Origin of the sequence: Neobacillus sp. GCM10023253 (assembly GCF_042653105.1) — a bacterium.
In the GTDB taxonomy this organism is placed as follows: Bacteria; Bacillota; Bacilli; order Bacillales; family Cytobacillaceae; genus Neobacillus; species Neobacillus citreus.
The window spans coordinates 746,743-761,357 of record NZ_JBHSHV010000003.1; the positions used below are offsets into that span (position 1 = coordinate 746,743).

The 14,615-nt window shown below is 39.9% G+C and carries 14 protein-coding genes; 10 read left to right on the forward strand and 4 right to left on the reverse strand.

From position 1 onward, the window contains the following. Window positions 1–13 precede the first annotated feature (13 nt). Genes arcC through ACFPA1_RS04000 form a run of 3 tightly spaced genes read left to right on the forward strand, consistent with a single transcriptional unit; the run spans window position 14 to window position 3,045 of the window. Entirely contained in the window at window positions 14–976 is a 963-nt protein-coding gene (gene arcC, locus ACFPA1_RS03990; RefSeq protein WP_213140491.1) for a carbamate kinase, read from the forward strand. Between the two features lie 31 nt (window positions 977–1,007). Next, window positions 1,008–2,549, forward strand: a complete 1,542-nt coding sequence (locus ACFPA1_RS03995; RefSeq protein ID WP_378581389.1) for a xanthine permease — start codon at window positions 1,008–1,010, stop codon at window positions 2,547–2,549. A gap of 40 nt (window positions 2,550–2,589) precedes the next feature. Continuing rightward, complete coding sequence (locus ACFPA1_RS04000) at window positions 2,590–3,045, forward strand: nucleoside deaminase (protein WP_378581390.1); 456 nt, start codon at window positions 2,590–2,592, stop codon at window positions 3,043–3,045. A gap of 58 nt (window positions 3,046–3,103) precedes the next feature. Here the strand turns inward: ACFPA1_RS04000 and ACFPA1_RS04005 are convergent, their stop codons facing one another. After that, a complete protein-coding gene (locus tag ACFPA1_RS04005) occupies window positions 3,104–3,976 on the reverse strand; it encodes an alpha/beta hydrolase (protein WP_378581391.1) in 873 nt (290 codons plus the stop codon). A gap of 300 nt (window positions 3,977–4,276) precedes the next feature. Here ACFPA1_RS04005 and ACFPA1_RS04010 point away from each other — a divergent pair, with 300 nt between their 5' ends. Next, a complete protein-coding gene (locus ACFPA1_RS04010) occupies window positions 4,277–5,575 on the forward strand; it encodes a purine/pyrimidine permease (RefSeq protein ID WP_378581855.1) in 1,299 nt (432 codons plus the stop codon). A 47-nt stretch (window positions 5,576–5,622) separates the two neighbouring features. Here the strand turns inward: ACFPA1_RS04010 and ACFPA1_RS04015 are convergent, their stop codons facing one another. From ACFPA1_RS04015 to ACFPA1_RS04025, 3 genes are all read right to left on the reverse strand, one after another. Continuing rightward, window positions 5,623–5,961, reverse strand: a complete 339-nt coding sequence (locus ACFPA1_RS04015) for a hypothetical protein (protein WP_213140487.1) — start codon at window positions 5,959–5,961, stop codon at window positions 5,623–5,625. Window positions 5,962–6,054: 93 nt separating this feature from the next. Further along, a complete protein-coding gene (locus ACFPA1_RS04020; RefSeq protein WP_241113643.1) occupies window positions 6,055–6,261 on the reverse strand; it encodes a methionine aminopeptidase in 207 nt (68 codons plus the stop codon). Between the two features lie 182 nt (window positions 6,262–6,443). After that, on the reverse strand, window positions 6,444–7,859 hold the full coding sequence (locus tag ACFPA1_RS04025; protein WP_378581392.1) for a sigma-54 interaction domain-containing protein: 1,416 nt from the start codon (window positions 7,857–7,859) through the stop codon (window positions 6,444–6,446). A 213-nt stretch (window positions 7,860–8,072) separates the two neighbouring features. On the opposite strand from ACFPA1_RS04025, the gene pruA reads away from it, so the two are divergent. From pruA to ACFPA1_RS04055, 6 genes are all read left to right on the forward strand, one after another. Further along, window positions 8,073–9,617 carry an L-glutamate gamma-semialdehyde dehydrogenase gene (gene pruA / locus ACFPA1_RS04030; protein WP_378581393.1) on the forward strand — a complete coding sequence of 515 codons (1,545 nt, stop codon included), beginning with the start codon at window positions 8,073–8,075 and terminating at the stop codon, window positions 9,615–9,617. A gap of 67 nt (window positions 9,618–9,684) precedes the next feature. Next, complete coding sequence (locus tag ACFPA1_RS04035) at window positions 9,685–10,881, forward strand: ornithine--oxo-acid transaminase (protein WP_213141277.1); 1,197 nt, start codon at window positions 9,685–9,687, stop codon at window positions 10,879–10,881. A 66-nt stretch (window positions 10,882–10,947) separates the two neighbouring features. Next, the gene (locus ACFPA1_RS04040) at window positions 10,948–12,213 is read left to right on the forward strand and encodes a Glu/Leu/Phe/Val family dehydrogenase (RefSeq protein WP_213141276.1); all 1,266 of its coding nucleotides are present in this window, start codon (window positions 10,948–10,950) and stop codon (window positions 12,211–12,213) included. 46 nt (window positions 12,214–12,259) lie between these two features. Then, window positions 12,260–12,514, forward strand: a complete 255-nt coding sequence (locus ACFPA1_RS04045) for a hypothetical protein (protein ID WP_378581394.1) — start codon at window positions 12,260–12,262, stop codon at window positions 12,512–12,514. Between the two features lie 351 nt (window positions 12,515–12,865). Continuing rightward, on the forward strand, window positions 12,866–14,308 hold the full coding sequence (locus tag ACFPA1_RS04050; RefSeq protein WP_378581395.1) for an amino acid permease: 1,443 nt from the start codon (window positions 12,866–12,868) through the stop codon (window positions 14,306–14,308). A gap of 84 nt (window positions 14,309–14,392) precedes the next feature. Beyond that, a complete protein-coding gene (locus ACFPA1_RS04055; protein ID WP_378581396.1) occupies window positions 14,393–14,566 on the forward strand; it encodes a hypothetical protein in 174 nt (57 codons plus the stop codon). Window positions 14,567–14,615: the final 49 nt, after the last annotated feature.

The window sequence follows — 14,615 nt, forward strand, 5'->3', positions numbered from 1 at the left end:
AGGAGAAGAAGCAGTGAAAAAATTAGTTATTGTAGCAATCGGGGGGAATTCTTTAGTCCGGGAAAATGGACGTGATTCTGTTCAAGATCAATATGAGGCTGTTTGCGAAACGGCGGTAAATATCGCTGATATGGTTGCTGAGGGCTTAAACGTGGTTGTTACACATGGTAACGGACCACAGGTAGGGTTCGGTCTTAGAAGATCGGAAATTGCGAATGAAGTTGCCGGAATGCCAGAAGTACCCCTAGTCAATTGCGGCGCTGAAACTCAAGGTGGAATAGGTTATCAAATTCAACAAGCTTTGATTAATGAATTTGCCAAAAGAGGTATGAACAAAAAAGTAGCAACTGTTATTACACAGGTAGAGGTAAATCCTGATGACCCTAATTTTAAAAACCCTACAAAGCCTGTAGGTTCCTTCTTTACGCTTGAACAAGCAGAAGAAATGAAGAGAGAACATCCGGATTGGATCTTTATTGAAGACTCCGGCCGCGGCTATAGAAGGGTGGTTGCTTCGCCGAAACCAATAAATATAGTTGAAAAAGATGCAATTAAAACATTAATAGAGGCAGGATTTGTTGTCGTTGCTGTTGGCGGGGGCGGAATTCCTGTTGTTAAAACAGAAAAAAGTTCATATGTAGGCATTGATGCGGTTATTGATAAAGATTTTGCAACAAGTTTGTTAGCAGAACAAGTTCAGGCGGATACATTAATCATTACAACAGGTGTTTCCAAAGTTTGCATTCATTTTGGCCAGCCAAATCAACAGGCACTCGAAAATATTTCAATTGAAGAAACAAAACAGTATGTTGCAGAAGGTCACTTCCCTCCAGGCAGCATGCTTCCCAAAATTGAAGCAAGTTTAAACTTCTTGGAAAAGGGAGGTTCCAGGGTCATCATCACAAACCCTGAGAGTCTAAAGGATGCTATTCAAGAAAAAGCAGGTACCCATATTGTTAAAAAAAACAATTCATGACCATCTAAGACGGTCTTAAGGAGAATTTCACATGGGAAATATTTCTTTATGGAAAAAAGGAGACTTTGCTGCTTCCTTCGGTTTATTCGTTAATGTTTTGACAGACTTTTTGGTTATGATCTCATTATTAATTGGTGTGGTTGGGATGCCAAAAGAGTTTGTTTTTGAACGGATTGTTCCTGGCTTTGGATTTGCTGTATTACTATCTGGTATTGTATTTGCATTTTTTGCTTATAAATTAGCTAAGAAAACTGGCAGAACTGATGTTACCGCACTACCATCAGGCTCTAGTTCACCTGGTATTTTTCTTATCGTTTTTGTGATTATGCTTCCTCTGTATCATCAAACACAGGACCCTGTTTTCACAACAACAGTTGCTATCCTTTGGGGTTTTGTTGAGTCAAGCATTTTATTCCTAGGAGCATTCCTTGGTGAAACTATTCGAAAGATCGTTCCAAGAACTGTCTTGTTGGCAGCCTTGGCAGGTCTGGCATTTGTATTCTTGGGCATGAACCCAATGCTACAATCTTTTGAAATGCCTGTAGTAGCATTTGTTGCATTAATAATCATCTTCATGAACTGGTTAAGTAAACATCCAGTATTTAAGAAAATACCTACGGGTTTATTATTGATCGTAGTTGGAACTGCAATTGCTTGGATAGCTGGATATCAAAATCCTGCTGATGTAACAGAAGCGCTGAAATCATTTGGCTTTAACCCTCCTATGTTGCATTTAACTGGTTTTGCCGACAGTTTTCAAGCTGCTTTGCCATATTTATTAACTGCTGTACCACTTGGATTGGCTAACTACATTTTTAATTTAGAAAACGTTGAAGCTGCTGCTGTTTCAGGGGATGAGTACAAAACTAGAGATGTTATGCTTACAAACGGCTTTTGTACTTTAATAGGCAACCTTTGTGGTAACCCATTCCCAGTAACAGTATATGTAGGTCATGCTGGCTGGAAAGAAGTTGGTGCAGGTTTAGGTTATTCTATTGCTAGCTCTGCAGCCATTTTCTTTATATCAATTTTCAGTCTTATGGGTCTGTTGCTTGCTGTAGTCCCAATTGCTGCTATTGTTCCGATGCTGGTATTTATTGCAATCGTAACAGGACATCAAGTGGTTAAAGAAAGTCCGAAATTTGAAGCTCCGGCAATCTTTGTCTGTTTCTTCCCATGGGTTGCCAACTGGGCACTTGTAGCTGTTAATAATGCACTTTCGGCTGCTGGTACATCGGTAGGGACAGCTGAAAATCAAGTTTCTTCACTTGCCCTTCATAATGCTGGACTATTCTACGATGGCTTGGTTGCTCTAGGTAATGGCGCGCCGATTTCTAGTGTTATTTGGGGTTGCATCGCGGTATTTACGATCCGTAACACGCCTATTGGAGGTATAATAGCTGCAGTGTTAGGAGCCCTATTAACTTTTGTTGGTGCAATTCATACAAGCACTATTGGATTTGCACAAGATATTGCAATGCCTTTCGTTGTGGGATATCTACTAATTGCAGCATTTTTAGCTTATAAACTTTATGTAAATAAGAAAGAAAATATTGGACCTGTTACAGAGTAAAAGTGAAAGTGTTATAAACAAAGCTTGGAGGAATTTGGCTATGGAAAAATACATTAAAATGGCTGTTGATGCAACGATTGAAGGTATGAACAATAAGATCGGCGGACCATTTGGTGCCACAATTGTACGCGATGGTGAAGTTATTGCTGCAGTAAGCAATACGATGATGAGAGATACTGACCCTTCTGCACATGCAGAATTGGTTGCGGTTAGAGAAGCTTGTAAAAAATTAGGGACTTTTGATTTATCAGATTGCGTAATGTATGCAACTTGTGAGCCATGTCCAATGTGTGTGGCTGTCATGATTTGGGCGGGGATTAAAGAGGTATATTACGTTAATACAAAAGAAGATGCGGATAAGCATGGGTTCTCCGACATGCACCTGCGCAAATATTTAAAAGGTGAAGATGATAGCGTTATAAAAATGGTTAAAGTAGAAAATAGAGATGATTGCGATAACTTATTTGAGCATTTTCATAAGCTTAACGAGAAGTAATAAATAAGCGAAAAAAGTCCGGTCTGTGAAATTTCAGCACCGGGCTTTTTTCATTATTCTACGTGTTTAGGTGGGCATGCAGGAAATCAGCAACTTGTAGAAGGGCGTTTTGAACTTTAGGATCATGAAATTCTTGATCAAATACATGCTCACCATTTAATACTGTGATTAACTTTGCTTCGACAGATTCTTTGATGATGGATGCTCTCATAAACACAGACTGCTCGTATGGAACATCCATGTCTTTTGTCCCGTGCAGCAATAGTGTTGGGGGATAGTCTTTGGTAACATTGTGAATTGGACAATATTTCTTGAGTTCTTCTTTGTTGCTTTCTTGCATCGTGCCAGTGATTAAATTAATCCAAGTGCCTTGCTGTCTGCCATGTACATAAAGAAGGAACCGCTTTTCTACAGAGGCTTCGGTAAGTGTCTTATCTGAAAAAAGAGTATTTGCTACATTTTGTGGAACCATGTCTTTTTGACAATAATATTTGCTTGGTGAAGTTGCCCATTTACCTAAAATGTCACCATATCCATAGAAGGAGACAATTGCGCTTGGTTTATTTTTAAAGGTGCCGGTACTTAGTGCTAAAAACCCGCCAGCGGAACTGCCAACTACAGCGACTTTTTGGGGATTAATCGAGAACTGTTCGGCCCCTTTTGTGATAATCCAATCGATTCCATCTTGAATGTCTTCGAGAATTTCCGGCAGCTTCGTTTCTGGAGCCAGGCGATAATCGATGGAAAACAACGCGAACCCATTGTCGGTATATAACCGGATCATATCGTCACTAATTTCTTTTCTTGTTCCCCAAATTAATCCCCCGCCGTGAATATAAACCACAACAGGTGCATGCTCTCGATTTGTTCCATAGTAATCTGCTTTTAGTTCAAAGGAATCATTCTGCTTATATATAACTGTTTGCTTCATCAATTTGCACGTCCAATCATGAAGTATTGAGAACGTGCCAAGTTTATCAAAGTATGTAAAAAAAGTCATTGTGTATGTTGCCTAACAAAAATACTGATATTTTGGATTAATGGTACAAAGACGGATTTGTGCAATGTGTCTAAAATGAACATATAGCCAAGATGTCGGGACACTGATTAGCTTTCCAGTATTTTGTTGTTACGTAATAAAGAATATTTTAATGGATTGTCCGGCACTTTTCTTTAGATGGTACGGGACCTTGAATTTTAATAAAATTTTTGGAGGTAAGCTGCTTTGCAAATGAGTAAAAGTAATAACTTCTTTAGTACCATTCAATGGTTTATCTATTTACTCGCAAATTCGATTGCGCTTCCGATTGTGATTGGAAATGTATTTCACCTTTCTGATGCAGCAATTTCGGACCTTATGCAAAGAACGTTTTTTATTGTCGGATTAAGCTCTTTTATTCAGGCGAAATTTGGTCATCGATTTCCAATTGCAGACGGACCTGCTGGGTCCTGGGTAAGCATTTTTGTTATTTTCGCAGGAGTTGGCGCGGAGCAGGGATTAACAATGAAAGAAACATTACAGACTCTTGAGGCTGGATTAATTTTAGCAGGAATGCTGCTATTGTTATTAGGCGTGTCGAAATGGGTACGTCATTTGCTATTCCTCTTCTCTCCATTGGTAACTGGTTGTTTTCTTTTTATTTTGGCTATCCAGCTAAGTGGTGTATTTATAAAAGGAATGGTTTCCTTAAATCCTCTTACAGGCCAAATTGACAAACTGAGTTTCTTTGCAGCAATACTAGTATTTTTCCTTATCATCTTCCTTTCCACAAAAGGAAAGGGCTGGCTGAAAAGTTACGCAATTTTAATAGGTATATTATGCGGTTGGGGGCTGTTATTAATCTTCGGTAAGAGTTCACAGTCTATATCATATTCAACATCATGGGTTAAACTTCCTGAGATATTTCCATGGGGATATCCACATATGACAAGTGGTATTTTGATTACATCGATCCTATTTACCTTTTTACTTATTTCAAACACATTTGCTGCTATTAGTGCTGCAATGGATACAATTCCAAATCAACAAACATCATTAGAAGTTAGGCTTTATAAAGGAACATGTGCTGGAGGACTTTCTCATATTTTATCAGCTGTACTTTCAACCATTGCCGTTGTACCGCTTCCGGCAACTGCAGGGTTTGTTAAGATAACCAAACAATACAGGATTTTTCCATTCGTTTCAGCATGTGGGGTTTTAATGGCTTTTTCCTTTTTTCCTGGTTCAGTGAGTTTGTTGGCATCGCTGCCATTATCTGTTGCAAGTGCTGCACTTTTAGCAACACTAATCGATATGCTGGCAATTGGTATCAGGTCATTGACAAAGCACCCATTAAACGATAGGAATATAGCCATTATTGGAGTGTCACTCCTATTAGGGATTGGAACAATGTTTTTACCTGCTGATGGTTTAAATGGACTTCCGTACGCGATTCAAATTCTGGGAAAAAATGGTTTATTAGTCGGGACTTTTATGGCTATCTTACTTGAACAGATTTGGAAAGAAAAACAGCCATCGACAACTATATGATTTTAATAGAAAATAGCGTGCAAAGAATTTTTGCACGCTTTCTACTGTTATTTGTCATTTTTCTTCTCATTGCTTTTATCTTTAAGCGTGCGATAAATCTGCGTATACATGCTGCCTTCTGCTATATTTTCAAGAAAAAATGGTCCAATTAATTCCAGATATTCTTCATCATCAAACATTTTCTTATTTTGCCATTCCATCTCCGCTAACCCGTCGTAAGTAGAGAGCAATGCATATGTATGATCGTTCCCGGAAATTGGCGTTAGAATCTCAACCTTATGGTTATAATTTTCCATTCTAAATTTTTTTATTTCTCGTAAATTTTCAATGCCTTCTTTAAATTTATCCTGTTTTATCGTGAATGTCTGGTGGACAATAACCGCCATTGCATTACCTCCAATCAAGTAAATAAGAAGGCAGTCTCGAAGGCTAGTGGATCAGAATCCATGTGAGACTGCCTCTTTCTATTTTGGACTAGTTTATTGATAGCTTTCCCAATCCGTGTAATGGCCGCTGCCTTGACATCCCGGACATTCAAACGAATTAAAATATGCAAATTCATTGTAAGGGTAAACGGTGTAGCCTCGGCCAAAACAATCTGGACATTTGCCTTGGTCTTTCATATTGGAGAGATGATTTTGATAGCGTGTTTCTCTCCATTGATTGAATGAGCTGAGTAGTCCCATTTTTTTCACCTCAACGTTTTTATTTAGTATGGGGTAAAAATGGAATAATTATGCTTTTATTTTTAAAAAGGTAACAGCTGCTGCAAATACTTTTATATAATAATATTTTTATGTAAAACAAGCCCTGTTTGTGAATGCAAAAAAGCGGTAATCCTGTTCATTACCGCTTTTTTTTTTGAATATTAAATGCTGAGATTTAGTTTTTTTATCCGATATTGCAGGCTTTGCCGGCTTAGTCCTAGCAATTTGGCACTCTTTGAAATATTGTTATTATTCTTTTTCAACACATGCTCGATGTAGGATTTTTCAAATAGCTCCAGTTGCTCCTTAAGTGGTATCGCAATATCTGCCTGTTCATTAATATAGGTATCAACTGTGGAAAGCGGCAGCATTCTTTCCTTCAATTGCATTTTATTGCGGTATTGATACGGTAAATGGGAGTACTTGATGATTTCTTCATCCATCATGATGTTCATCGCAGCTTCAATGATATGTTCAAGCTCGCGGATGTTACCGTGCCAATCATATTCAAAAAATGATTGCTTAACCTCATCAGATAATCCTTTTACATTCATTTGAAAACGTTCATTATATTTTTCGATAAAGTGCTCCACCAATAATGGAATATCTTCTTTTCTTTCTCTTAATGGCGGGATGAAAATTGTTACCACCCCCAGCCGATAATATAAATCCTTTCGAAGATTGTTATTGGCGACGGCATCAATCGGATCCTCGTTGATATTGGCGATCACCCTGACATCAACAGGTGTATCCTTTGTATCGCCGATTCTACGGATCATTCGTTCCTGTAGAACCCGAAGCAGCTTTGCCTGAAGATTCATATTTAAAGAGTTAATTTCATCAAGTAACAGTGTGCCGCCCTCAGCCTGTTCAAATAATCCCGGTGAATCAACAGAGCCCGTAAAAGCTCCGCGTTTCGTTCCGAAAAGAAGGCTTTCGATTAAATTATCAGGCAAGGCAGCACAGTTTTGCGAAATAAATGGACTGGCAAGCCGAGTGCTGGCATTATGAATACTCTGTGCAAAAAGCTCTTTCCCTGTACCTGTTTCCCCAACGATTAATACATAGGATGCAGTCCGGCTCGCACGTTTCGCTGCCTCGATCACTTCTTTAAGGGCAGGGCTATTCCCGATAATATTATCAAACGTATATCTGGTGCCGCTTTTATTGGTATTTCCTTTTATCAGGCGTTCGAGTTTCGTCACGTCATTGGCAATTTCTACTGCACCTTGCAGATTTTCATTTTGATAAATCGGGATCGTATTATTGATGGTCGTAATTTCGCGGCCCTTATTATTAAAATAGGTTTGCTTGACATTGCTGGTTTCTTTCCCATCCTGTAGAGCTTTTACTAGTGTACTAGATTGATTATCTTTAAATTTAAAGACATCCAGCAAATTCTTATTGATTACTTCCTGAATATCCATCGACTCTATTTGCATCATTTTTTTATTGTAAACGATTGTTTTCCCCGTATTATCGACGGCGTGGACACCTACGTCGACCTCGTCCAATATCCTTTTGTACATACTGTTTATATATTGCAGCTGTTGGATTGTTCTTTTTGCATTTTCCATGACGTTTTCTCTCCTTGCAAATCCCTTATGCACTAATTTAATCAAAAATCAGACTGTAATGCAAAATAATTTTGCGTAAATTCTTAAATATATGCAAAATAGCAAAAAAAATTGGCGTGTTTTTTATATTGAAACGTTGTTAAACTGCAAAAAAACAGTTGGCACGGAACTTGCATATTAAAAGTGTGTTACAAACAAAGGAGGCTTAATTACATGCAACCGTATACACACGAACCACTTACGAATTTTTCTGAAGAAAAAAATAAAAAAGCATTTCAAGATGCACTTGACTTTGTTCAATCACAACTTGGCAAGCACTATCCAGTCGTCATTGGCGGAGAGCTAATTACAACTGACAAAAAGATTGCGTCTATCAATCCAGCAAATAAGGAAGAAGTTATCGGTACCGTATCGATGGTTGACCTAGAATTAGCTGAAAGTGCTATGCAAACAGCATTAACTACGTTTGAAACATGGAAAAACTGGGCCCCTGAACATCGTGCCAACATTATATTCCGCGCTGCAGCCATTCTGCGCCGCCGCAAGCATGAATTTTCCAGCTATATGGTGAAGGAAGCAGGGAAGCCATGGAAGGAAGCAGATGCTGATACTGCAGAAGCGATTGACTTTTTAGAATTCTATGGCCGTCAAATGCTGAAAATCATAGACGGTGTTCAAGTAAACAGCCGTCCCGGTGAATTTAATCAGTTCGGTTATATTCCGCTTGGAGTGGGGATTATCATTTCACCATTTAACTTCCCATTGGCGATCATGGCCGGAACTACAGTAGCTGCGATTGTTGCAGGAAACACTGTGCTTTTAAAGCCGGCAAATTCAACGCCAATCATTGCTGCAAAATTTGTAGAGCTGATGCATGAAGCTGGACTTCCTAATGGGGTATTGAACTATGTTCCAGGCAGCGGGGCTGAAATTGGGGATTATCTTGTTGACCATCCAAAAACACGTTTCGTATCCTTCACAGGTTCCCGAGAAGTGGGCTGCCGCATTTACGAACGCGCAGCTAAAGTTAACCCAGGCCAAATTTGGCTGAAGCGTGTAATAGCCGAAATGGGCGGTAAAGATACAGTTGTTGTCGATAAAGATGCAGATTTAGATTTAGCCGTGTCTTCTATCGTTTACTCAGCTTTCGGATTCTCTGGTCAAAAATGTTCCGCAGGATCACGTGCTGTTATTCACCAAGATGTTTATGATGAAGTTCTTGAAAAAGTGGTTGCCCTTACCAAGACTTTAACGCTTGGAAGCCCTGAATCAGCCGATACTTATATGGGACCTGTCATTGATGAAAGATCCTTCAAAAAAATCATGAGCTATATTGAAATTGGCAAACAAGAAGGCAGACTTATGACCGGCGGTGAAGGGGACGATTCTAAGGGCTACTTCATTCAGCCGACCATTTTTGCGGATGTTGATGAGAATGCCCGCATTATGCTTGAGGAAATTTTTGGGCCGGTATTGGCTATCGCTAAAGCACGTGATTTTGACCATATGATGCAGATTGCCAATAACACCGATTATGGCTTAACTGGTGCATTGGTTTCCAATAATCGCGAGCATATTGAAAGAGCGCGCCGCGAATTCCATGTAGGTAATCTCTATTTCAACCGGGGCTGTACAGGTGCCATTGTTGGCTATCAGCCATTTGGCGGATTTAATATGTCAGGAACGGACTCCAAGGCAGGCGGCCCTGATTATTTAATTCTTCATATGCAAGCAAAAACGACTTCAGAAACGCTGTAATTTTAAGAGGATAGCAAGGGGGCTCACAAGCTCTCTTGCAACTATAAAGGGAGGACATAAAATGACTATGACATCAACTAAATCTACTGAAATTATTGAAAAAACACATAAATTTGGAGCCAATAACTATCATCCGCTGCCAATCGTCATTTCCAAGGCAGAAGGGGTTTGGGTGGAAAATCCTGAAGGAACACGCTACATGGATATGCTTAGTGCGTATTCCGCAGTAAACCAGGGCCATCGTCATCCAAAAATCATTCAAGCTTTGAAAGACCAGGCAGACCGCGTAACTCTAACATCACGCGCATTCCATAACGACCAGCTCGGCCCTTGGTATGAAAGAATCTGCAAACTGACCAACAAGAACATGGCGCTTCCAATGAACACTGGTGCAGAAGCAGTTGAAACAGCGTTAAAAGCTGCACGCCGCTGGGGTTATGATGTGAAAGGCATTGCAGAAAATCAGGCAGAAATCATTGCATGCACAGGCAATTTCCATGGCCGGACCATGGGTGCGGTTTCCTTATCTTCCGACCCAGAATATAAGCGCGGTTTTGGCCCGATGCTTCCTGGCATTAAATTAATTCCTTACGGTGACCTTGAGGCGTTAAAGGCAGCTATTACTCCAAATACTGCAGCATTCTTAATGGAACCGATTCAAGGTGAGGCAGGAATCATTTTACCTCCTGACGGATTTTTAAAGGCTGCTTCTGAACTATGTAAAGAAAACAATGTCTTATTTATTGCTGATGAAATTCAAGTTGGCTTAGCCCGTACTGGTAAAATGTTTGCCTGCGATTGGGAAGAAGTTGAACCAGATATGCTTATTTTAGGTAAGGCATTAGGCGGCGGGGTATTCCCAATTTCCTGCGTGGTTGCCAATTCGGATGTTTTAGGTGTATTTAATCCAGGATCGCACGGTTCCACTTTTGGCGGGAATCCGCTTGCTTGTGCCGTGTCCCTTGCAGCACTTGATGTCATCGAAGAGGAAAAACTGCCTGAACGTTCACTTGAATTAGGAAAATATTTCCTAGACCAATTGAAGACAATCAGCAATCCGATGATCAAGGAAGTCCGCGGTAAAGGATTGTTTATCGGGGTGGAACTAACAGAGGAAGCAAGACCATATTGTGAACAGTTGAAAGAAGAAGGCTTGTTATGTAAAGAAACGCATGATACAGTTATTCGTTTTGCACCGCCGCTGATCATTTCCAAAGAAGAAATTGATTGGGCAGTTGCAAAAATTCAAAAGATTTTAGGTTAATTAATATTAATATTTTAAAAATTTGACGAGGTGTCTTCCATGTCTGTTAATGCAGTGGTAAATGAAATGAAAAAAGAGCAGCAAAAGGAGCAGGAGTCATTAAATTTGTTTTACTCTACACAAACAGTAATACAAAAGGCTTTGGCAAAATTGGGTTACCAAAACGAGATGTTTGACTTATTAAAAGAACCATTAAGAATGTTGACAGTCCGTATTCCAGTCAGAATGGATGACGGTTCTGTTAAAGTGTTTACCGGTTACCGCTCCCAGCATAATGATGCGGTTGGTCCAACAAAGGGCGGCGTTCGCTTCCATCCGGAAGTGAATGAAGAAGAAGTAAAAGCATTGTCCATCTGGATGAGCTTAAAGTGCGGGATCACCAATCTTCCTTATGGCGGCGGTAAAGGCGGCATCATCTGCGACCCGCGGAAGATGTCTTTTAGAGAGCTTGAAAGATTGAGCCGCGGCTATGTTCGTGCGATTAGTCAGATTGTTGGTCCGACAAAAGACATTCCGGCGCCAGATGTTTATACGAACTCCCAAATTATGGCGTGGATGATGGATGAATACAGCCGTCTTCGCGAGTTCGACTCACCAGGATTTATTACCGGTAAACCAATCGTATTGGGCGGTTCCCAAGGACGCGAAACAGCAACGGCACGCGGCGTAACCATTTGCATCGAAGAAGCGGTCAAGAAAAAAGGTATTGAACTGCAAGGTGCTCGGGTAGTCATCCAAGGTTTCGGAAACGCGGGCAGCTATTTAGCTAAATTCATGCATGATGCCGGTGCAAAGGTTATTGCTGTTTCCGATGTTTATGGTGGAGTCCATGACCCAAATGGTCTTGACATTGACTACTTGCTTGATAGAAGGGATAGTTTTGGTACGTTCTCACAGCTCTTTAAGGAGACAATTACCAATAAAGAACTGCTTGAATTAGAGTGTGACATCCTTGTTCCTGCTGCCATTTCAAATCAAATCACTGCGGAAAACGCAGCCAATATTAAAGCAGCAATCGTAGTGGAGGCTGCCAATGGTCCGACAACTCTTGAAGCAACGAATATTCTGACTGAACGCGGAGTCCTGCTTGTCCCTGATATTTTGGCAAGTGCAGGCGGTGTAACAGTTTCCTATTTTGAATGGGTGCAAAATAATCAAGGCTATTATTGGACTGAAGAGGAAGTAGCCGAGAAACTTAAAAAAGTAATGGTTGACTCTTTCGAAAAAATCTATCGGACAGCGCATGAATATCAAGTTGACATGCGTTTGGCCGCCTACATGACAGGTATTAGAAAAATGGCGGAAGCAGCACAATTCCGCGGCTGGGTGTAAGAAGCTTTCAAAATCGGACGAAATCTTAGATAAGGAGAGAACAAAATTGATTTTTAAGGATGAAACTATTTATAGTCCTTGTTCTGGCACTGTTGAAAAAGTTGTCACAAAAGAAAACAGCCACGTGTATGAATGGGAGAAACTATTTCTAGTAAGAGCAGAGAACGGTGCCATTGTAGAGATTTCGTTCGGTATAAGCGGCTATGTAAGATCCATTTATGTAAAGAAGGGACAAAAGGTCGATCCGCAAACCAAGTTAGGAATCATCCAAGATGATTTACAAATTACCGGCTGCGATTAATAAAAATAGTTCATTTTACATCCATTTAATACTCTTCCCATTTTGCTGGGAAGAGTATTTTTGCATATGGAGCGCAAAATATTTAATATTATGCCAAAAATTTTTGCCCTATAATTTCGAAAAATGTTCAAAATTTAAGCTTTTTATTTTGGCATGAAAATTGCAAATAAATATAACGTAAAAATAGTGATAATTTTAGAAAGATTTGCCGGTTGTACAAAATTTTAAATTCACTTATTCTTTCTTGTGTGACAGAAAAGTGAAGGCAGCTAGCCAGTCACATTTTCTCCTATTTTTACAATCACCATTAATTTGAAAGCGTATACTTCAATGGGAAAGAGGGGAAATTTCATGCAATTACCTGAAAACAATCAAACCCATGAACTGCAAAGAACGATGAAGTCCCGCCATCTGTTCATGATTTCGCTGGGCGGAGTCATCGGTTCAGGTTTGTTCTTAGGATCTGGTTATACGATCAGCCAGGCAGGGCCGACAGGAGCAATTCTTTCGTATATCGTTGGCGGTTTCATAATGTTTTTAACCATGCTTTGTCTTGGTGAATTATCTGTCGCCATGCCAGTATCGGGATCGTTCCAAACTTATACTACTAAATTTATTGGACCTGGGACAGGATTTGCTCTTGGTTGGTTATATTGGTTAGGCTGGGCTGTTACTGTTGCTCTCGAACTACTATCAGCAGGACAGCTGATGCAGCGTTGGTTTCCGCATGTAGATGTTTGGGTATGGAGTGCAATTTTTGCCATCGTATTATTTGCTCTAAATGCTTTATCTGCTAAAGCTTTTGGTGAAGCAGAATTTTGGTTCTCAAGTATAAAAATTTTAGCTATTATCATGTTTATCGCACTAGGCGGCGCTGCCATGTTTGGCCTGATTCATATGAAAGGCGGACATGCTGCCCCATTCTTATCGAACTTTACAGCTCACGGTATCATGCCGCACGGCTTTACTGCTTTAATCATTACCATGATTGCAGTTAACTTTTCGTTCCAGGGAACCGAATTAATCGGGATTGCTGCCGGAGAAAGTGAAGAGCCGGAGAAAACCATTCCAAAATCGATTAAACAAACAGTTTGGCGTACTCTATTCTTCTTCGTGTTAGCAATCTTTGTCGTGGCCGGTTTAATTCCAATGGAAAAAGCAGGTGTCGTGGAAAGTCCGTTTGTTGTGGTATTTGACAGCATCGGTATTCCATATGCTGCTGATATTATGAACTTTGTAATCCTAACAGCTTTACTTTCTGTAGCAAACTCAGGTCTTTACGCTGCAACCCGGATGTTGTATGCAATGTCCAAGGAAAAGATGGCCAGCCCTGCTTTAACAAAAGTAACCAAGAATGGTGTTCCATTTAATGCGCTTCTGTTAACACTTGGGATTGCACTCCTATCTTTATTATCAGGCTTTTTTGCTGAAAAAACTGTCTTTGTTTGGCTTTTGTCAGTAGCTGGATTAGGAGCACAGGTGGGCTGGATTTCCATCACTGCTTCACAAATTGCCTTCCGTCGTAAATTTATCCGTGAGGGAGGTAAAGTGGAGGATTTGAAATTTAAAACACCACTATTTCCATTCCTGCCAATTATTGGATTAACCTTAAACATTGTGGTATTGTCCAGCTTGGCATTTGACTCAGAGCAGCGCTTGGCATTGTATCTTGGTGTTCCATTTGTTATCGCCTGCTACTTGATTTATCATTTTAAAATTAAAAAGATCCGCGAGCAGGACGGGACAGAAGAGCAAGAATTACAACTTCAAAATGATAAAAAAATGGTTATTTAATTTTCAAAAACGCTTGGGCATCCAAGCGTTTTTTTCGTGGATAATCTTTTAAAATCACCAAATAATAAAAATGAGGTGATATCGATGGGAAAGTGGAATGAGCAGGCTGCACCTAATAACAATTTACATCCAAAAACAATCAGGACAAGCAACTTGGTGCAGAGTGACACGGGTTATGGATTTTCCGAGGAATTGTCTGATGGCGGCGAACGTGATGAGTATATTGAGCGGCAGCAGGATGATTTCAAAATGAAATAAAAAGACTTAAGGGGGTGGCGATTTTTTTAAAAATCGTCACTTTTTATGT